Origin of the sequence: Marinobacterium mangrovicola, assembly GCF_004339595.1 — a bacterium.
Taxonomy (GTDB): Bacteria; Pseudomonadota; Gammaproteobacteria; order Pseudomonadales; family Balneatricaceae; genus Marinobacterium_D; species Marinobacterium_D mangrovicola.
In genome coordinates, this window is record NZ_SMFU01000007.1 from 1,538,999 (window position 1) to 1,558,059 (window position 19,061).

The window sequence follows — 19,061 nt, forward strand, 5'->3', positions numbered from 1 at the left end:
ATGAGCATTATCTACCTGTTGATCCCTATCGCGATCATTCTGGCGTCTATCGCCATCTGGGCTTTCTTCTGGAGTGTGAACTCCGGTCAGTTTGATGACCTGGAATCACCTGCCCACAAGATCCTCTATGATGACGATGACGATCTGATTCCGAACGATGCTAAAAAAGGCAGCGTCCACGAAACCGGCCATAACGACAATGCAGGCCGAGATGGCGGCTGAACCTCTCGCCTTCTCGATGGCATTGCTGATCGGCCTGCTGGGCGCCACCCACTGTGTCGGCATGTGCGGCGGTATCGCCGCCAGTGTCAGCATGGGGCAGAAAGATACACGCCGTGGCATTCCACTCATCATCGCCTACAACCTCGGACGTATTTCCAGCTATGCGGTTGCGGGAGCGCTGATTGGCCTGATTGGATACCAGATCACCAGCGGTGGAGCCGGCCTTGTTCTGCGAACCCTGGCCGGGCTGCTACTGATTTTAATGGGCCTCTATGTAGCGCAGTGGTGGCAGATTTTGACGCGACTGGAGCGCGCCGGCGGAATCCTCTGGCGTTATCTTCGGCCGTTGGCCTCACGACTGCTACCCGCTGACACACTACCAAAGGCCCTGCTGTTAGGCGCACTCTGGGGCTGGCTGCCCTGCGGGCTGGTTTACTCCACGCTGATCTGGTCGTCAGCAGCCGGTCACTGGTATGACAGCGCCCTGCTGATGATCGGTTTTGGTCTGGGCACACTGCCCGCCATGCTCACCACAGGCCTTCTTGCCCAACAGGTAAGATCCCTGATGCAACGCCAGGGCGTTCGCAGTGGCGCAGGGCTGCTGATTATACTCTTTGGCGTTTACACGCTTCCCTTTTCCGCTCTGGCCGGCCATTGATGTCGGTCAAGTGATACACAAAACGGGCTGTTATACTTGCGCCCCGCGACAACGTTTTACGAGGATTGAACCGAAGTGAGCAGCACAAACCGCATTCAGTGGGACCTTGATCTCATTCGCCGCTACGACCTCTCCGGGCCAAGATACACCTCCTACCCGACAGCGCTTCAGTTCGACCCTGAGCTGTCCGCCCGGACCCTGGTAGAAGACGCCCGCAGCAGTGCCGACCAAAGCAGTCCGCTCTCACTCTACGTTCACATCCCGTTCTGCGAACACGTCTGCTATTACTGCGCCTGCAACAAGGTGATCACCCGCCGACGCGATAAGGCCCAGCCTTATCTGGACACCGTCTACCGGGAGATGGAGCAGCTGTCACGCTGGTACAGCGGTGAACGCCAGGTTAACCAGCTGCATTGGGGCGGCGGCACGCCGACCTTTATCTCCGATCAGCAGATGCGTGAGCTGATGGAACACCTGCGCGCGAACTTCAACCTGCGTAGTGATGACAAGGGCGATTACTCCATCGAGGTGGATCCCCGCGAAGCCCAGGACACCAGTCTCGAGGTACTGCGTGAGATCGGCTTTAACCGTATCAGCCTTGGTGTTCAGGACCTGGATCCCAAGGTGCAGGAAGCGGTTAACCGTATTCAGCCCACCGAGCAGACCCTGAGGGTACTGAACACATCCCGGGCACTGGGCTTCAAGTCGATCAACATGGACCTGATCTACGGCCTGCCACACCAAACCCTGGATGGCTTCAACGCCACCCTCGATACGGTGATTGAGATGTCGCCGGACCGGCTGTCCGTGTTCAACTACGCCCACCTGCCGGACCGCTTCCGTTCACAGCGCCATATTCAGGCCGAGCATCTGCCGAGCCCGGAAACCAAACTGGAGATTCTGCAGAGTACTATCGAGAAACTGCTCGCGGCCGGTTACGTGTACATCGGCATGGACCATTTCGCCAAGCCCGATGACGAGCTGGCGCTGGCCCAGGCTAGCGGACACCTGCACCGTAACTTCCAGGGTTACACTACCCACTCCGACTGCGACCTGGTCGCCATGGGCGTCTCGGCGATCAGCCAGATCGGCGATGTCTATTACCAGAATGAGCACGAGATAGGCGCCTACAGCCAGGCGGTGGCTGATCACGGCTACGCAGTACGACGCGGCGTTAAACTGACCACTGACGACCACATTCGCCGCGCTGTGATCACCCAGCTGATCTGCCATTTCGAGCTGGAGCCAGGCAAAATCGAATCAGACTTTGGTATAAGCTTCAGCCGCTATTTCGAAACGGAACTGGCCAGCCTGACGCAGTTTGCGGAAGACGGCCTGATCAGCATGAACGCCGATCTGATCCGCGTCACCGCTGCGGGACGCCTGCTTATCCGCCGGATCTGCATGGCGTTTGACGCCTACATTCCACAGGAAACAGCGACCCGCCGCTACTCCAGGATCATTTAGGTGGTCACTTCAAGCCAAGCGCCAAATGTTACATAATGCGACATTAGCCGCTTGGCTTGTGAGTGACCAAAGCCACCTCGAGAAAGGGAATGCCCCATGGGTGATCAAAATAGTGAAGGTAAACTGCGCAGCCTGCAGCAGGTTCACTGTAATACCTGCAGCCTGAGTTCGCTGTGTCTACCGGTTTCGTTGAATATGACGGAAATGGAACGACTCGATAACATCATCGAGAAAAGCCGCCCGATCAAAAAGGGTGAGCACCTGTTCCACCAGGGAGAGACCTTTACAACGGTGTACGCGGTACGCGCCGGCACCATCAAGAGCTACACGCTCACCAATGAGGGCGAAGAGCAGATCACCGGTTTCTACTTCCCCGGTGAATTGGTTGGTATGAGCGGCGTCGACGGCGTCACCTATCCGGTCTCCGCCAAGGTACTGGAAACCACCACCGTGTGTGAGATCCCGTTTGAGCGACTCGATGACCTGGCCGGCCAGATGCCCGAGCTGCGTCGCCAGATGCTGCGCACCATGAGCAAGGAGCTGCGTGACGATCAGCAGATGATGATGCTGCTGTCGAAGAAAAACGCCGAGCAGCGTGTAGCGACCTTCCTGATCAAACTGTCCACCCGCTTCCGCGCCCGTGGTTACTCACCGTCTCAGTTCCGTCTGTCCATGTCGCGTAACGAGATCGGTAACTACCTGGGCCTCGCCGTCGAAACAGTGAGCCGTATCTTCACCCGCTTTCAGGCGATGTCCCTGATCCGCGTTGACGGTAAAGAGATCGAACTGTGCAACCTCTCCGAGCTCTATGACCTGGCCGGCGAGTGCAACCCCTTTGAAGAATCTGACAGCAGCTCCCAGCGCGGCTGACACCAAGCGACTGCGCATAAAAAAGGCGCTTATCCACAGGGATAAGCGCCAGAACAGTTGCACAATGAAGTAGCCATCTCAATGTGTAACCCAACGCCGTCCATTAGACACCTTCACCCTTCCCCACACATTGAGTTAGATCAACAGCAAGCCTTGAAGCCGAGGAGCCTTTCCCATGTCGTACGACGAGTTTTACGTCAAATCCGTTATCCGTTCGCTTCCGGACTGGCCTGAGCCTGGCGTTCTGTTTCGCGATATTACCCCGATATTCAAGGATCCTCGCGCACTGCGCATGGTTGCCGATGCCTTTATCCATCGTTACCTGGATTCGGGGATAACCCATATCGCCTGCATCGATGCCCGCGGCTTCCTGTTCGGCTCTATCCTGGCACACCAGCTCAACCTGCCATTGGTACTCGTGCGCAAGAAAGGCAAGCTTCCGGGCGACACCATCCACCAGGAGTATCAACTGGAATACGGCACATCCGCCGTTGAAATGCAGGCCGACTCCGTCTCTGCCGGCGATCGCGTGCTTCTGTTTGATGATCTGATCGCCACCGGCGGGACCATCCTCGCGGCCTGCACGCTGATCAAAAAGCTCGGCGCCGAAATTGTCGAGGCTGCCGCCCTCATCGACCTCCCGGATCTGAAAGGCTCTGCGCTAATCCAGGAAGCAGGCGTTCCGGTCTATACACTGCTCGCATACGAAGGCTCCTGAGGGAAGGCGATCGTCCGCCTTTACCCCCGCCCCTTGCATCTGAGGCAGAGCCACTCAATAATGCGCGCCTTCGCTTCAATCCCTTTGGACCCTGACAGGAGGCGCAATGCTCTGGTTCAAGAATGCCGTCTGGTACCGATTTACGCCCGACACCGACTTCGACGCAGAAAAACTGGAGCAGGCACTTCTCGCCAAGCCGTTTACTCCCTGTAGCCGCCACGAGCAGAAACGCACCGGCTGGACATCCCCCTCCTACGGCCTGACCGAAAGCCCGGTATTTGCCAGCACCGGTTATCTGCTGGTCTGTCTGCAGCAGGAGGAGCGCATCCTCCCCGGCAGCGTGGTACGCGATGCACTAAATGAAAAGGTCGAACAGATAGAGGCCGAGGAAGATCGCAAGGTGTTCCGCAAAGAGCGCGCCCAGATCAAGGAGGAAGTGACCTTCGAACTGCTGCCCCGCGCCTTTACCCGGCGCCGCCCCACCCATGCACTTATCTCTGCAGAGCATGGCTGGATTGCCGTTGACGCCTCCTCCATCACCAAGGCCGAGCAGCTTCTTAGCGAGTTGCGCGAAGCACTGGGGTCACTGCGCGTACGCCTGCCGGAGGTTCAGCATTCACCAGGGGCAACGCTCTCGGGCTGGGTCATGGGTACTCACGACCTGCCGTCAGGCATCGAGCTTGAGCAGGAGTGCGAAATCAAAGATACGCTCTCGGAAGATGGCGGCGTCATCAAGGTAAAGGGTCAGGACCTGACCAGCAACGAGATCCGAGCCCATATCGAAGGCGGTATGGAAGTGAGCAAACTGGCGCTCTGCTGGGAGCAGCAGCTGCGCATGGTCCTGCATGAGGATCTGACACTGCACCGTCTTAAACTGACCGACGAATACCGCGACCAGCTTGAGGAACAGGCCCCTGAAGAGGAACTGGCCGCCCTGGATGCCGATGTCACCCAACTGGGCCTGGAATACACCCGCCTGTTCCCGCAACTGCTGGCAGCCTTTGGCGGCGAGCTGGAGCGCTAAAGCGATGTACAGCGTATACGAGATGTTCTACACCCTGCAGGGTGAAGGCGCCCAAAGTGGCAGGCCGTCCGTATTCTGCCGTTTCTCTGGCTGTAACCTCTGGAGCGGTCGGGAGAAAGACCGCGCCAACGCTATCTGTGATTTTTGCGATACCGACTTCGTAGGTACCGGTGGCCAGGGTGGTGGCAAGTTTGCCAACGCTGCGGCCCTCGCCGAGCGTATCGCCAGCCTCTGGCCTGATCTTGAGCAGGGCCGGCCCTACGTGGTCTGTACCGGCGGCGAACCCGCCCTGCAGCTAGATAGCTCCCTTATCGCCGCTCTGCACGAACTGGGTTTCGAGATCGCCATCGAAACCAACGGTACTCGCCCTCTGCCCGAGGGGATCGACTGGATCTGCGTCAGCCCAAAGGCCGGCACCGAGATCCTGATTACCGAGGGCAATGAGCTGAAACTGGTTTATCCACAATCACTGGCGCCGCCCGAGCGCTTCGAACAGCTCAACTTTGAGCACTTCTATCTGCAGCCGATGGATGGCCCATTGCAGGATACCAACACGCGTCGCTGCGTCGAGTATTGTCTGGCTCACCCGCAATGGCACCTGAGCATGCAAACCCATAAATATCTGGGCATCGACTAAGCACCAGGCCAGGCAGCGGTTGCTGGCCTGGCAAACGCTGTAGCTCAATTCGCGGCCGCACCGGCGCGGCTGAACGGAAGGTTTCGGTACAGCATCAGCAAGGCTGCAGGCAGCTGCATCACCACCCCGTAGATCAACACCACTGCAGACATCTCAGGGCTAGCCAATAGCGTTCCGGTAACCATCAATGCCGTGCCAGCATTCTGAATCCCCACCTCTATCGCCAGCGTAAGCCGCCCTGTCCGACTGATACCAAATATCCAACCCAGGCACGCACCCGCCAACATCGACAGCAGGGCTAACAGCAGCGCCACATGGGCATAGCTGTGCAGGAGGCCCGGCAAACGCTGCTGATTGGCCAGTACAATGACTGCCACCATCAGCAGAAAGCCAGCAACGGCCAGCCCCTTTACCCAGGGATAAAGCGCCTGACAGGGAACGGGAAAGCGGCCCCTGAGAGCGATACCAATCAGCACAGGAAGCAGAGTCACGGTGGCAAGTTTCAGGATTGAGGGAAGCAACGGAAAACCGCTCAGATCGCTACTGATATCGCTGTAGCTCAACACCAGTGCAGTCAGCAGGGGCAGCGTAAAGGGAGTGATCAAACTGCCCACCGCGGTCAGCGCCACCGATAAAGCGGTATCACCGCGTACAACCAGCGTAATCATATTGGAGGTCACCCCACCGGGGGCCAGCGTCACTATCATCAACGCCGCTGCGACCAATGGTGGCAGCTGCAAGGCCAGACAAACCAGCACGCCAATACAAGGCAGCAGTATCAACTGACCGAACAGACCGACGAGCAGTGCGACCCGATCCTGGCGAAACACTCGGCCCAGATCACGCCACTCCAGGGTAATCCCCACTCCCAGCATCATCAGAAACAGTGCAAACGGCAGCAGTAACCGGCCCAGTAATTCGACATCCATGACATATCCCCAAACATTCGAAACGGCGTATCAGATCGAGAATAAAGGTCTTGACCAATGCCGAACAGTGTTAACCGATGATCCGTCTGCGATTAGATTCAACAGCGCACAGAAGAGAATCCACAGCGTAAGATTTTGTTAACAGAACTGGAACAGTTCAGTAACCATGGGGCCTGGGTCGCACTACCCACATCTGTTGTGGATAAGACTGTGAAAAGTGCCACAAAATCCCTCCTCAGCACCCGCTATCTCGCCACCTCACACAGATTGATCATTTTTTAACCAGTAGTATTAAGCAATTATAAAACAATAGGTTATGATTAGCGCGCTGATATGAAAACGTCGCTTAGAGGTAAACTTCTCACTGCATGAGCCTCTTTGCATATTGTCATATTCGCTACATCTCATCAGCACAGTGTCAAGGCTTAACAAGCAGGTTTTTTGTAATAATTACGCAACACCCCACCAGCTAGCTCCATTAGAGAAAGCAGGTTAATATTGCCGCCTACGCTGTCACAGGGAACCCGTCGATGCAGGAACAGTTGGATCAACGCCGTAAAGCCGCCGAGAAAGTGACTCTGATCGGTTCGGTTCTCGATCTCGCTCTGGGTATTCTCAAAATTGTCGTCGGCATTATGGCCAGCTCTGCCGCTCTGGTAGCTGACGGTATACATTCCCTGTCAGACCTGTTTACCGATGCTCTGGTTATTGTCGTTCTGCGCCTCTCCCATCAAGCACCAGACCGCAACCACCCCTGGGGGCACGGCCGCTTTGAAACCATCGGGACGGTGGTTCTCGGGGTTATTCTCGCTACTGTGGGCATCCTGATCGCTTATGACAGTATTATGCGTCTGCTCTCTGGCGCACCGCCCACTACGCCGGGTTGGCCGGCACTGGTGGCCGCTGCGATCTCTATTCTCGGTAAGGAGTGGATATTCCGCTATACCCTGAAGATCGGCAAGGCACTTAAATCCGACCTCATTATCGCCAATGCCTGGCACAGCCGTTCTGACGCACTCTCATCAGTGGTCGTGCTCGTCGCCCTGGCCGGTGCCATGATGGGTGTCTGGTGGCTGGATGGCCTCGCTGCCGTGTTGGTCGCGCTGTTGATCGGAAAGATCGGCTGGGACCTGGTTGCCCGCAGCGTCACAGAACTGGTCGATACTGCCCTGCCTGAGGAGCGCGTAAAGGAGCTCAGGGAAACGATCCTGGCAGTTGAAGGGGTAGAGAGCGTGCACAGCTTCAAAAGCCGCCAGATGGGCAGCGAGAGCCAGCTGGAAATGCACCTTCAGGTTGAGCCCCACCTCAGCGCCGCGGAGGGACACTATATAGGGGATGTGGCGGTACTGAGACTGAAAGAGCGTTTCGATCATATCGGTCATGTGATTTTTCACATCGACACCTACGATGACCAGATTTATCCCGACGACAGCCTGCCGGTTATGCCGGCCCGCGCCGAAATAGAGCACCATCTCGATGCTGCTATCAGCAGGATTACTGGTGAGAACCCGGACTACGAGCTGATTCTTTATTATCACCCGGAATATATCGACCTCGAACTGCGAGCATCAGCAGAAATGCACGACATTCTGCGGCAAACCAACATTGAGGCAAAAAGCCTGGAGCAACAGCTGATTGAGCAGCTGAACAGCCAGAGTTGGTTCCGTGAGCTCAGGGTCTGGCTACCAGCCTGATCCACACAGGGCTCAAACCGCCAGTACAATACAGGGAGGACAGATCTGTCATGAAATACACCGAGGCGCCTAACCAGGCCACCGCGTACCTGCGCGAGGCTCTACCGCTGATGGTACGTAACAACATCCCTCCCAACCCTCTGAACTACGCGCTCTGGTACACCTACGTGTCGAAAAAGGTACCAGCGCTGAACGCCGCACTGGATAGCACGCTCAACACCTACGGAACCTGCCCGAACCTGCTCAGTGAACAGCTGTTCCAGGATCATCTGGCTGAGAACGACGCCAACGGTAGTGGTAACGAAGTCCTCACGGGACTGCTGAAGCTCACCTCCCTGCTCCAGGACCAGGCGGGCGAAGTAGCCGGTAATACCGACAGCTATTCCCAGCAGTTGCGTAAGAGCTTTGAGGCGCTGCAGGAGACCCGCACCAACCCCGAAAGCGGCCTGCCGCTGGAATCGATCATCCAGGATCTGGCTACCAACACCCAGGCGATCAACGAATCCACCCAGCGTTTCCAAAAAAGAATCGACGAAGCGCAAAAAGAGATCGAACAGCTCCGACAGGAGCTGACCAAGACCCGTCAGGATGCCCGCATGGATGTCCTCACGGGACTCTATAACCGCCGGGTGTTCGATACCGAACTTGCTCAGTTGATCGACCTTGAACTCCCTGCCGGATTTTCGCTGGTACTCGTCGATGTGGATCATTTCAAGCAGTTCAACGACACCTACGGTCACCTGATGGGCGACAAAGTGCTGCAGTACGTAGGCCGTATTCTCAAGGAAAAATGCGCCGAACCACTGATACCGGTGCGCTTTGGCGGCGAGGAGTTCGCCGTGCTCATGCCGGGAACTAACCTGGACGGTTCACAGAAGCTGGCTGAGGAACTGCGCAAACGGATCGAAGCGATCCGCATTCGCCAGAAAAGCTCCGGCACGGTGATCAGCTCGATTACCGCGTCCTTCGGCGTCGCCACATTCCACAGCGACGATAGCGCTCAGTCCCTGATCCAGCGGGCAGACGATGCGCTGTATCAGGCCAAGCAGCAGGGACGCAACCAGGTGAGACTGCAGAGCTCCCCAGCGACAAAAACTTAAGCCAGATTCAGCATCACTGGACGCAGGCAATAAAAACGCCAGCTATCAAAGCTGGCGTTTTTTTGTGTCGACTTCACGCTATTTTCTTAAAAATCCGCGCTCAGTTGCGTGTAGGCTGACGCATGGTAACGAACTCTTCTGCGGCCGTCGGATGGATACCGATGGTGCTGTCGAATACCGCCTTGGTTGCACCGGCTTTCAGTGCCACGGCAATGCCCTGAATAATCTCACCGGCATCATCACCAACCATATGCACGCCCACCACCCGATCGGTGGCTTTATCGACGATCAGCTTCATCAGGGTGCGCTCGTCGCTGCCACTGAGCGTATGTTTCATCGCTCGGAACTCAGAACAGTAGACCTCAATCTCGTCGTAACGCTCCCGCGCCTGCTCCTCGGTAATACCCACAGTGCCAATATTTGGCTGACAGAATACCGCGGTAGGAATCAGCTCGTAATCCACCTTGGCGCTCCCTTCGGCATAAAGATGACGCACCAGCGCCATACCTTCAGCCAGGGCGACGGGCGTCAGCTGCACGCGATCGATCACATCGCCAATCGCATAGATCGACGGCACCGAACTCTGGAAGTTGTCGTTGACCTTGATTGCACCATTATCGGCCAGAGCAACGCCCGCTTCTTCAAGCCCCAGCCCGCCGGTTTTCGGTGTCCGACCGGTGGCATAAAGAACCTGGTCGGCCTCAACCTTGCGACCATCGGTGTATTCGACCAGCAGAGAGCCGTCAGCCTGCTTGTCGATACGCACTACATTGGTGTTGAGTGAGAGGTTAACCCCCTTCTTGACGATCTCCTTGGCGGTAAACTGACGAATCTCCTCGTCAAAGCCACGCAGAATCATGTCGCCTCGATAGAGCAACTCGGTGTGTGCACCGAGGCCCGCGAAGATACCGGCGAACTCCACGGCGATATAGCCGCCACCGACCACAACCACCTTCTGCGGGAAGGACTCCAGATCGAACACCTCGTTGGAGCTGATGACATGCTCGCTACCCGGGAATTCCGGCACGAACGGCCAGCCACCGGTGGCCACCAGAATGCGCTCAGCGGTGTAGGTCTTACCCGCAACCTCGACACTGTTCGGACCGGTCACCACGGCGCGACCATCGATCAGATCACAGCCGGAGTTACGCAGCATGTTGCCGTAGATACCATTGAGACGTGAGATCTCTGTCTTTTTGTTGTCTCTCAGGGTCGGCCAATCAAACTTCACATCCCCCGCTTCCAGTCCGAAGCCCTTGGCTTCATGGAAACCGTCCGCGTAGTGGGAAGCGTAAACGTAGAGTTTCTTGGGCACGCAGCCAACGTTGACACAGGTACCGCCCAAATAAAGATCTTCTGCTATGGCCACTTTGACGCCACGACCCGCCGCCATACGTCCGGCACGCACACCGCCGGAGCCGGCCCCGATAACAAAGAGATCGTAATCAAACTGAGACACGCTCATTACTCCCGATTAGCTGATAGTTTCCATCCGATTGCGCCAACCTTAACCGGTTCACTCCATGGAGGCCAATTGAACGGGCAAACACGATAGATAAACAGAATCTATCAGCCCATTAGCCGCCTCGGGAACGCAATTTTGTTAGTATCCCGTCTCCAAAGTGAGCCTCGAACCAAGGGAGATCCCCAGTGACCAAATTAGTCTCGTTCAACGTTAACGGTATACGGGCGCGCCAGCACCAGCTTGAAGCATTGATCGAACGCCACTCACCCGACGTTATCGGGATTCAGGAGAGCAAGGTCGCCGATGATCAGTTCCCGGTCGAGATGATTGAATCCCTGGGCTATCACGTGGCGTTCTTCGGCCAGAAAACCCATTACGGCGTCTGTCTGCTGTCAAAGAAGCCCGCAATCTCGGTGCAGAAAGGTTTTATTGGTGATGAAGAAGACGCCCAGCGCCGGCTGATTATCGGCGAATACGAAAGCGAGACCGGCAAGCGCTTCACCCTGATCAACGGTTACTTCCCTCAGGGGGAAAATATCGCTCACGAAACCAAGTTCCCGGCGAAACGACGCTTCTATGCGGACCTGCTCACCCATCTTCAGGAACATTGCGATCCCACCCAGCCGCTGGTGGTGATGGGCGACCTGAACATTTCTCCGGCGGATATCGATATCGGCATCGGCGACCAGAACCGCAAGCGCTGGCTGAAAACCGGCAAGACCAGCTTCCAGCCGGAAGAACGTGAATGGCTGCAGCGTCTGTATAACTGGGGCTTGGCCGATACCTACCGCCACTGCCACCCCGAACGCGACGATCTTTTCAGCTGGTTCGATTACCGTAGCCGCGGTTTCGATGACGATCCAAAACGCGGCCTGCGCATCGACGCGATCATGGCAACGCCATCAATGCTGGACAGCTGCACCGACGCCGGCATCGACTACGAGATTCGCGGTATGGAAAAACCATCGGATCACGCCCCGGTTTGGGCACTTTTCGATTTCTGAGCTTTTCGCTTTCAGTCAGGCTTGATCACCATCAGGTCGCAACTGACTCGATCCAGGATGCGCTCGGCACTGCTACCCAGTAGCAGCCGCTCGAGCGCACCGCGAGGCACGCTCCCCATTATCAGTAGATCAACCTGCTGATCCTTGCAGAACTGCGGCACCAGATGGTGCAACTCCCCTTCCATCAGATGGACTTCCGGCGCACCTTCCAGGTGACGCCAGGGTGCCAGCAACCCCTCCATGCGCTGCTGATGCTCATCGACAACCTTTTTCTGCAGATAACCGAAATCGGTTACCTGGTGCTCATCGAACACCGCGCTCTCCGGCAGCATCGTGTAGGTATGCAGTACATGCAGCTCCGCCTCAAGCTCGAGTGAAAGCGCCTCTGCCATCTGCATCAGCTTGGTATCCAGGGAAGCCGGTTCATTGCGGCTATGGAACGGATCGATGGCAACGGCAATGCGGGGGTGGCTGGGCCACGACCGGTCACGACTGATCAGCAAAGGCACCGGGCACTCGCGCAGTACCTTCCAGTCTTCGGGCGCCAACAGATGATGCAGCAGCGCCGATTGGGGCGCCACCGGATAGATCACCAAGTCAGCACCGAAACGTTCGCATTTACGTAGCAGCGCATGAGCCCCGTCATCATCCCAGGCGATGTCGGTACCGATGCGCTGCGGGTCGATACGGATGCGTTCGGCCAGATGGTCCAGTCGACCTTCACACTGCACCATGTAAGCGTGCCGGGAGCGCTTTTCCGCCTCCGCGTTAAATACACCTGCGCCCTTGATAAAGGGCTGATAAGCGCAGCAGAACAGCTCCAGCTGCCCCTCCGTCCCGGAGAGTCTTATGGCCTTCTCCAGCATCTCCAGATGCTCTCTCTGTTCATCAACATCGACAAGCAGTTTGTTGAACATCGCCTCTCTCCTATTCCTTTGCGCTTTGAATTGATGCAGGGGGGCTATTCCATGCCCCTCTTGATCTAAGCATAGCGCCGCACATCTTTTTTCTCGCCCCGGCACCACAGAAAACAGCTCAAGCGTCTGCGGCCAGGCAAGGATTTATAACCCCTGGCAACAAACCGCCCCTAACCCGGAGCATCTTCTCCTTATACCTGTCTCCATCGTGATACAATATTTTCTTACCGATCCGAGGAAACATACGCCGGTGCTCCGTTTCATTCGTCTTATCCTGCCACTGTTGCTGATCGCCCTGCCCTGGGCAGTGTATCCGCTCGTCCGGCAGGCGGATCCGGTACTGGAACGGTTGACCGAAGGCTTGCCGCTACTGCTAGCGATATCCGCCCTGTTGCTGGCGATCGGTTTCAAGCGCGGTCGTATCGCCCTGGCATCGATCGCCCTTGGCTGCAGTAGCCTGTTGCTCAGCGCTGCCAGCAGGCGCGGCCTGGACTACCCCGACGCCTACGTACTTTTCACTGCCACCAGCCTGTTACTGCCGCTGGTCTATGCCTGGCTGCTGGTACAGCGGGATACCTCGTTATTAAATCTACGCGGTCTGATTAAACCAGTCGCTCTCCTCTTCTCTTTCGCACTGCTGTTGTTCGCCTGGCAATATCCGCAACAGCTGGCCCTTGGCCTGCCCCGGCTGCCAACTCCTCTGCTGGAGGTCATCGGCGAGCACTCGATGCTGACCCGGGGCATATTCTGGCTTTCCCTTCCACTGCTCGCTCTATATCTGCTGCTGACCCTGACCCGACGCAGTGTCGATGAGGTAGCTTTGTTCGGCGCATTCCTGGCGCAGCTGCTCGCTTTACACAACCTTCAGGAGCCAAAGCTGGCGGCCCTGTTTGAGGCAAGTGCGGGGCTTATATTCATTACCGCCATAGTCGTACATATTTACGCGCTGGCCTTTGTCGATACGTTGACCGGAGTGCCGGCAAGACGTGCGCTTGAACACCATCTGGCCAACCTGGGTAGGCACTACAGCATTGCCATACTCGATATCGATCACTTCAAACGTTTTAACGATACCTACGGCCACGACGTGGGTGATCAGGTACTCAGAATGGTGGCCTCGCAACTCAGCAGAGTCAGCGCCGGTGGCAGTCTGTTCCGATATGGCGGCGAGGAGTTCACCATCGTCTTCAAGGGCCAGCGCGAGGAAGAGGTGATCGCAGCACTGGATGCGATGCGTCAACGCGTTGCCGATTACCCAATGAAAGTCCGTGCGCCACAGCGCCCCAAAGATGATCGCCGTGGTCGCAAGACCCGCTCAGAAACCGCACCGGCTGACACCGAGCAGGTGAAAGTAACCATCAGCATTGGTGCCGCTTGGCGACTGGCGGAGGAAAAACCAGACATGGTGATTAAACGCGCCGACAAGGCGCTTTACAAAGCCAAGGGAGCCGGGCGTAACCGGCTAATGACAGATATTGCCAGCAAGCCTCGCAGACAAGGAGGAACTGCGGGATAGATACGTGAAAAAACAGGTCCAACGTTGAGTGACCGCCCGATCACACTTGATCGACCTTCCCGGGATGAAGGGGAGAGATGAACCGGACCAAGCGCTGGAAGGTGCTGATATTTAATCTATATTAGAAACTGATAATAGTTAAATAGTCAACGGTGCTTGGTATGAGCAATTAGTCGATTACGATATAATCAGTAATCATTATCGTTCAGGTTCTTATGCAGCTTTACAGAAGCGACCTTCCTTCACAGGCTGCAGAATCCAAGAGAAACCTAGACTCGAATAACGGAGATAGACTCGTGAGCCAAGCAAACAAACAGCCCGCCAACGAGCAGACAGACAGCAAGGAGATGCTGGAACTAATGAAGGAAAACGCTGGCCGCGCCGCCAAGCTGATGCGCGCACTGGGCAACGACAGTCGCCTGTTGATTCTGTGTCATCTGGATGGCCAGGAGCTTTCGGTAAGCGAGCTTAATAGCCGTCTGGATCTTAGCCAGAGCGCCCTTTCCCAGCACCTAGCGGTACTGCGTAAGGATGAACTGGTTAAAACCCGCCGAGCGTCCCAGACAATCTACTATTCTCTGGAAGGCGACACCGCCAAACGCATCATCCGCACGCTGCACGAGATGTTTTGCCCGGAAACCCTGTAATCAACCGGTACAGAGCTATCATTGCCCCCCCAAAGGCATAAGCGACTGCACCAGCACCATATAGCAGAACGTTCCACCGAGGATACTGATTAACGCGTTACGCGCCAGCAGATGCAGCACCGTGACAACGGTCAATGAGACCAGTGACTGCGTCAGTCCGTCACCCTCAACCAGGGGCGTTCTTAGCGCATAAACCACAAGCAGGACCATCAGCACTGGCGGCAAATAACGTCCAAGAAAAGTCAGCAGCGGATGGTCTGCCTGTTTTGACAGCAGCAGGAACGGGGTGGCTCGGGTCAGAAAGGTAGCCAACGCCGCCAGTGCGATAAAACCGATCAGATACGCCTCAGACATCAGCCTGCCTCCCCCGCGCCATCAACAACAGAGACACCGCCAACAGAATCGCAATCATCAGCATGTTATCGGCGCTGATCAGTAGCGCCAGCCCGGCAATCGCCAAGGCCACCAGAAACAGCAGCGGACGCCGCACAGCTCGATACTGCTCAATGGCCAACACGGTAAACAGTGCTGGCAGCGCAAACTCCGCACCTTCAGTCGGCAGATCCAGCTGACTGCCAAGCCAGGCACCCAGCGTACAGCCAAACACCCAGTAAAGCTGATTCAGCGCGGCGATTCGCAGCTGCAGTGAATTATTCTGAGCCCCTGATCGGGTGATACTCAGCAGCGAGTAGGTTTCATCGGTCAGCGCAAAAATCAGATACCAGCGACGCCACCCCTTAAGCTCCAGCGTAGAGATCAGCGACAGACCATAAACCAGATGACGGGCATTCAGCAGCAGAATAGCCACAAACACTTCGAACAGTCCCGCGTGATTGGCGATCAGCCCCACGGCCAGAAACTGCGCAGCACCGGCATAGATAAACAGCCCCATGGCGGTGGCCCAAAGCCAGTGATAACCCAGGTCGGAGAAAAGCACCCCAAAGGCGATGCCTAAGGGTATGTAGCCAAACATCACCGGCAGCGACAGACGCAGCGCAGAGCTCGGTTGAGGAGTGGATTGAAAACTATCGGGGCTTCTTGAAGCCATAGCGCGTGATCCTGACTGAACGATCAGGCGCGCTATGGTAATGCGCCGGCGTTACTGCTGCAAACGATAGATCTGCCAGTCTTCGGTCGGCTCGTTGAGCTGCATCTTCATCTCAACGACCTCCTCTTCAGCGTTATAGCTGATATCAAAACCGAGTTTACGGGCCAGTGCCTGCATCCCCTTATTGCTGGCAAGCGTCGAGCCGGACAACTCCAGCGTGCCTCGCGAACGGCAATAATCGATGGTTTTCGACATCAGGATGATACCCAGCCCCTCGCCCTGCAGATCATCACGAATGACCACTGAGAACTCGGCGCGAATGTTGTCGGCATCGGTCACCGCCCGCACCACGCCCAGAGTTTCATAGCCTTTACCATCAAGACGCGGCGCCGAGACGATGAAAGCCATCTCACGGTCGTAATCGATCTGTGTCCAGTTGGCCAGTTCATCGTGGGTCGGCACCCCACGGCTGTAGAAGTAGCGCAGACGGATCGATTCAGGGCTTAGTTGGTTGTAGAACTCCAGATGCGCGGGCTCATCTTCTCCGCGCACCGCACGCAAGATCGCGGGCCGCCCCGAGCGCTTAAGGGTGATCTGCTCGGTCAAATGCTCAGGGTAAGGACTGATCGAAAGCCGCCCCGGCTCAGCCACGGTAGCGGAATAGTCCACCGCCAGCAGACCACGCTTATTCAGCAGCAGCGGGTTGATCTCAAGGGATTTGAGCTGTGGAATATCCACCAGCATCTCAGACAGACTTACCAGTAATCCGCTGATCTGTTCTACATCGCGCTCAACCTGGTAGCTGTTTTCGGCAATGATGCGATAGATGCGTGAAGAGCGCACCATCTCCTTGGCCAGCGCCAGGTTAAGTGGCGGTAGCATCACATTGCGATCCGCCAATACATCCACGGTGTACCCCCCCACACCGAAAATCATCAATGGCCCGAACACAGGATCCCGGGTAAAGCCGACGTTGATCTGCATCGACTGGAAGCCGCGCTTCATCTGCTGCACAGCGTAGCCGAACAGCTGTTCATTGCCGTAAAGCTCGTTCACCCGGTACGCCAGCTTGGTGGTGGAGTGACGCACCTCGCTGATGGAGTAGAGATCCAGCGCCAGGTCATGCCAGCGCTGATGACCTGATGCGTCGTAGCTGAAAGGGTAAACATTGGCGCTATGCAGCGCCTTGACGGCGACCGAGCCACCCATCTGGCGGGCACAATCCACCACGCCCTGAATATCCTCGGCATAACGGGTTCGTGAGGTGGGGATCTCGTACAGGTTCAGCAGCGTGCTGACCTCGGCATGAGTAAGGAAATCACGCTCATCACGGGGAATCGCTTCGATCAGCGCGGCCGCCTGCTCCTGGCCTGGTGCCAACTGCCCCAGGAACGGCGCAGGCGTCTGACGCATCACCCGCTGGTTGCGATGGTAGTCCACCATATGCAGAAAGGCGTTGATCGCCTCCTCTGGCGTCAGGAACGTGGCGATACCAGCGGTATTACAGGCGTTACGGGCAGCGATCGCCGAATAGCGGCCCATCCAGCACGTCAGCACATTACGGGGGGTTTTACGGGCAATGCTGATCACCTGCTCGGCGGTTTTTACACTGTCAGCCAGGCGTGTCGGCGCATGGATCACCAGCACCGCATCCACATTGGGATCTTTAGTCAGCAACCGGGTCGCTTCGGCGAAACGCTCGGGGTTCGCGTCGGCGTTTAGATCTACCGGGTTGGAGGCTCTCGCTTCCGGCGGCAACAGTTCGGTCAGGAGCTGTTCGGTTTCCTCCGAAAGCTGTGCCAGCTGACCTCCATTTTTAAGCAGCCGGTCGGCAGCCAGCGCATTGGGCCCCATGCCGTTGCACACCAGCGCCAGCCGCTCACCGCGCATGGGCTTCATGCGCGACAAAGTTTCCAGGGCATTAAACAGCTCATCCGCACTCTGCACCCTCACCGCACCGGCACGACGCAGGGCTGCATCGTAGACCACATCGGGATCAGGAATGCCCGGTGTACGCGTCTGTGGCGCATCTTCCTGGAGTACCAGGTTGGATTTGAGAACCAGTACCAGTTTGTTGCGCGAAGCCGAACGCAGAGCAGACACAAAGCTGCGCGCGTCTCCGATCACCCGGTCCATCTGCAGCAGAATCGCATGGGTCCAGGGATCACGGGCGAGGTAATCGATAATCGATGGCAGATCCACATCGACACCATCACCCAGGGTCAGAAAGTGGGAAAAGCCGATCTCCTGGCCGTTGGCCCAATCGATCATCGCCGTGCCCAGCAGGCCGGACTGGCCAACGTAAGCCACCTTCCCCTTGAGTATATTGATGTGGGAATAGCTGGCATTCATCTTTGAACCGGGCACCAGCATACCCATGCAGTCGGGCCCCAAAATACGAATACCGTAGGGACCTGCGGCCTCGCGAACCTCTTCGCGCAGAGAACGCGCGTGACTGCTCTGATGCAAAGAGAGCCCACCGGTAAGAATCATCGCCGCCTTCACCATATTGGCGCCGAGCTTGCGGATGATTCCGGCTACCGCTTCCGGCGGAGAGCAGATGATCGCCAGATCGGGCATCTCGGGCAGTTCGGCAACGCCTGCGTAACAGGTGATCCCGTTAACCTGCTCATAACCCTTGGAGTTCACCGCCATCAACCGGCCTTCAAAGCCGCTGTCGATCAGATTTCGCAGGACGATACCGCCCATACTGTCTTCTCGCTCTGAGGCACCAAACACTGCAATGGAACGGGGTTTGAAGAAGCGCTTTAGATATCGTGTAGACACGCAGCAGACCCTGAGATTGACCTTGAATAGTGAGGCCCTGAGCGGCGGCAAACTCCAGACGAAGCGGCTGAATTAACTGGCAGCTCCGGCCCGAGGTATACCGCCCCGCTTTCAGGACGTATAGACAGCCTGTTCCGTCTGACTCTAGAACAGTCTACATTCTATGTCTTGTGCAGGTGCAGCAAAAGAGATAGATCGAGGCACTTATGCGGTTCCCTGGTTCGGGACAATAAAAGCGTCACTAAAAGCCGCGACACTCAGGTGCGGGCTTGCTTCGTCTGTCGGTCTGTCACTAGGATGAACGGAGCCATCATCGGCACTCGCTGCGGATTTTTCGCTGCAGATTTATCCAACGCCA

Annotated in this window: 18 protein-coding genes; 12 read left to right on the plus strand and 6 right to left on the minus strand. The window is 56.7% G+C overall.

From position 1 onward, the window contains the following. The 7 genes from ccoS to queE all read left to right on the plus strand — a co-directional run bounded on the left by ccoS (position 1) and on the right by queE (position 5,596). Positions 1-222: a cbb3-type cytochrome oxidase assembly protein CcoS gene (ccoS, locus tag CLV83_RS07930; RefSeq protein WP_132289896.1), complete on the plus strand. Its 222-nt coding sequence runs from the start codon at positions 1-3 to the stop codon at positions 220-222. After that, the gene (locus CLV83_RS07935) at positions 212-880 is read left to right on the plus strand and encodes a sulfite exporter TauE/SafE family protein (RefSeq protein WP_207894769.1); all 669 of its coding nucleotides are present in this window, start codon (positions 212-214) and stop codon (positions 878-880) included. Before ccoS ends, CLV83_RS07935 begins: the two co-directional genes overlap by 11 nt. A 75-nt stretch (positions 881-955) precedes the next feature. Continuing rightward, positions 956-2,347, plus strand: coding sequence for an oxygen-independent coproporphyrinogen III oxidase (gene hemN, locus CLV83_RS07940; protein ID WP_132289902.1), 1,392 nt, complete (start codon positions 956-958; stop codon positions 2,345-2,347). A gap of 96 nt (positions 2,348-2,443) precedes the next feature. Continuing rightward, entirely contained in the window at positions 2,444-3,217 is a 774-nt protein-coding gene (gene fnr / locus CLV83_RS07945) for a fumarate/nitrate reduction transcriptional regulator Fnr (protein ID WP_132289905.1), read from the plus strand. A gap of 175 nt (positions 3,218-3,392) precedes the next feature. Beyond that, the gene (locus CLV83_RS07950; protein WP_132289908.1) at positions 3,393-3,935 is read left to right on the plus strand and encodes an adenine phosphoribosyltransferase; all 543 of its coding nucleotides are present in this window, start codon (positions 3,393-3,395) and stop codon (positions 3,933-3,935) included. A gap of 106 nt (positions 3,936-4,041) precedes the next feature. Next, positions 4,042-4,959, plus strand: coding sequence for a recombination-associated protein RdgC (locus tag CLV83_RS07955; RefSeq protein ID WP_132289911.1), 918 nt, complete (start codon positions 4,042-4,044; stop codon positions 4,957-4,959). 4 nt (positions 4,960-4,963) lie between these two features. Continuing rightward, entirely contained in the window at positions 4,964-5,596 is a 633-nt protein-coding gene (gene queE, locus CLV83_RS07960) for a 7-carboxy-7-deazaguanine synthase (RefSeq protein WP_132289914.1), read from the plus strand. Between the two features lie 44 nt (positions 5,597-5,640). Here the strand turns inward: queE and CLV83_RS07965 are convergent, their stop codons facing one another. Next, the gene (locus CLV83_RS07965) at positions 5,641-6,525 is read right to left on the minus strand and encodes a bile acid:sodium symporter family protein (RefSeq protein WP_132289917.1); all 885 of its coding nucleotides are present in this window, start codon (positions 6,523-6,525) and stop codon (positions 5,641-5,643) included. Between the two features lie 530 nt (positions 6,526-7,055). Here CLV83_RS07965 and CLV83_RS07970 point away from each other — a divergent pair. Together CLV83_RS07970 and CLV83_RS07975 are read left to right on the plus strand one after the other, a co-directional pair. Then, positions 7,056-8,219 carry a cation diffusion facilitator family transporter gene (locus CLV83_RS07970; RefSeq protein WP_132289920.1) on the plus strand — a complete coding sequence of 388 codons (1,164 nt, stop codon included), beginning with the start codon at positions 7,056-7,058 and terminating at the stop codon, positions 8,217-8,219. A 50-nt stretch (positions 8,220-8,269) separates the two neighbouring features. Then, positions 8,270-9,319, plus strand: a complete 1,050-nt coding sequence (locus CLV83_RS07975) for a diguanylate cyclase (protein ID WP_132289923.1) — start codon at positions 8,270-8,272, stop codon at positions 9,317-9,319. A gap of 100 nt (positions 9,320-9,419) precedes the next feature. Here the strand turns inward: CLV83_RS07975 and gor are convergent, their stop codons facing one another. After that, positions 9,420-10,778 carry a glutathione-disulfide reductase gene (gene gor, locus CLV83_RS07980; protein WP_132289926.1) on the minus strand — a complete coding sequence of 453 codons (1,359 nt, stop codon included), beginning with the start codon at positions 10,776-10,778 and terminating at the stop codon, positions 9,420-9,422. A 191-nt stretch (positions 10,779-10,969) separates the two neighbouring features. Here gor and xthA point away from each other — a divergent pair, with 191 nt between their 5' ends. Continuing rightward, positions 10,970-11,788: an exodeoxyribonuclease III gene (gene xthA, locus CLV83_RS07985; RefSeq protein ID WP_132289928.1), complete on the plus strand. Its 819-nt coding sequence runs from the start codon at positions 10,970-10,972 to the stop codon at positions 11,786-11,788. 11 nt (positions 11,789-11,799) lie between these two features. Here xthA and CLV83_RS07990 read toward each other — a convergent pair whose 3' ends face one another. Further along, complete coding sequence (locus tag CLV83_RS07990) at positions 11,800-12,705, minus strand: universal stress protein (protein ID WP_132289930.1); 906 nt, start codon at positions 12,703-12,705, stop codon at positions 11,800-11,802. A 250-nt stretch (positions 12,706-12,955) separates the two neighbouring features. On the opposite strand from CLV83_RS07990, the gene CLV83_RS07995 reads away from it, so the two are divergent. Both CLV83_RS07995 and CLV83_RS08000 read left to right on the plus strand, forming a co-directional pair. Then, entirely contained in the window at positions 12,956-14,221 is a 1,266-nt protein-coding gene (locus CLV83_RS07995) for a GGDEF domain-containing protein (protein WP_132289932.1), read from the plus strand. Positions 14,222-14,580: 359 nt separating this feature from the next. Further along, a complete protein-coding gene (locus CLV83_RS08000; RefSeq protein ID WP_132290479.1) occupies positions 14,581-14,868 on the plus strand; it encodes an ArsR/SmtB family transcription factor in 288 nt (95 codons plus the stop codon). Positions 14,869-14,886: 18 nt separating this feature from the next. Here the strand turns inward: CLV83_RS08000 and CLV83_RS08005 are convergent, their stop codons facing one another. From CLV83_RS08005 to CLV83_RS08015, 3 genes are read right to left on the minus strand one after another with little or no spacing between them, the layout of a single operon-like run. Next, the gene (locus tag CLV83_RS08005) at positions 14,887-15,222 is read right to left on the minus strand and encodes a branched-chain amino acid transporter permease (RefSeq protein ID WP_165900256.1); all 336 of its coding nucleotides are present in this window, start codon (positions 15,220-15,222) and stop codon (positions 14,887-14,889) included. Then, positions 15,215-15,916 carry an AzlC family ABC transporter permease gene (locus CLV83_RS08010; RefSeq protein ID WP_132289936.1) on the minus strand — a complete coding sequence of 234 codons (702 nt, stop codon included), beginning with the start codon at positions 15,914-15,916 and terminating at the stop codon, positions 15,215-15,217. Before CLV83_RS08010 ends, CLV83_RS08005 begins: the two co-directional genes overlap by 8 nt. 51 nt (positions 15,917-15,967) lie before the next feature. Continuing rightward, positions 15,968-18,703, minus strand: coding sequence for a bifunctional acetate--CoA ligase family protein/GNAT family N-acetyltransferase (locus tag CLV83_RS08015; RefSeq protein WP_132289938.1), 2,736 nt, complete (start codon positions 18,701-18,703; stop codon positions 15,968-15,970). Positions 18,704-19,061: the final 358 nt, after the last annotated feature.

Bases quoted from the DNA above. Each gene is read 5' to 3' on its own strand.
- CLV83_RS07935 (WP_207894769.1), top strand. From the start codon at position 212: ATGGCGGCTGAACCTCTCGCCTTCTCGATGGCATTGCTGATCGGCCTG.
- CLV83_RS07965 (WP_132289917.1), bottom strand. From the start codon at position 6,525: ATGGATGTCGAATTACTGGGCCGGTTACTGCTGCCGTTTGCACTGTTT.
- CLV83_RS07955 (WP_132289911.1), top strand. From the start codon at position 4,042: ATGCTCTGGTTCAAGAATGCCGTCTGGTACCGATTTACGCCCGACACC.
- CLV83_RS08000 (WP_132290479.1), top strand. From the start codon at position 14,581: ATGAAGGAAAACGCTGGCCGCGCCGCCAAGCTGATGCGCGCACTGGGC.
- ccoS (WP_132289896.1), top strand. From the start codon at position 1: ATGAGCATTATCTACCTGTTGATCCCTATCGCGATCATTCTGGCGTCT.
- CLV83_RS08010 (WP_132289936.1), bottom strand. From the start codon at position 15,916: ATGGCTTCAAGAAGCCCCGATAGTTTTCAATCCACTCCTCAACCGAGC.
- queE (WP_132289914.1), top strand. From the start codon at position 4,964: ATGTACAGCGTATACGAGATGTTCTACACCCTGCAGGGTGAAGGCGCC.
- CLV83_RS07990 (WP_132289930.1), bottom strand. From the start codon at position 12,705: ATGTTCAACAAACTGCTTGTCGATGTTGATGAACAGAGAGAGCATCTG.
- CLV83_RS08005 (WP_165900256.1), bottom strand. From the start codon at position 15,222: ATGTCTGAGGCGTATCTGATCGGTTTTATCGCACTGGCGGCGTTGGCT.
- CLV83_RS07975 (WP_132289923.1), top strand. From the start codon at position 8,270: ATGAAATACACCGAGGCGCCTAACCAGGCCACCGCGTACCTGCGCGAG.
- CLV83_RS07970 (WP_132289920.1), top strand. From the start codon at position 7,056: ATGCAGGAACAGTTGGATCAACGCCGTAAAGCCGCCGAGAAAGTGACT.
- CLV83_RS07950 (WP_132289908.1), top strand. From the start codon at position 3,393: ATGTCGTACGACGAGTTTTACGTCAAATCCGTTATCCGTTCGCTTCCG.
- fnr (WP_132289905.1), top strand. From the start codon at position 2,444: ATGGGTGATCAAAATAGTGAAGGTAAACTGCGCAGCCTGCAGCAGGTT.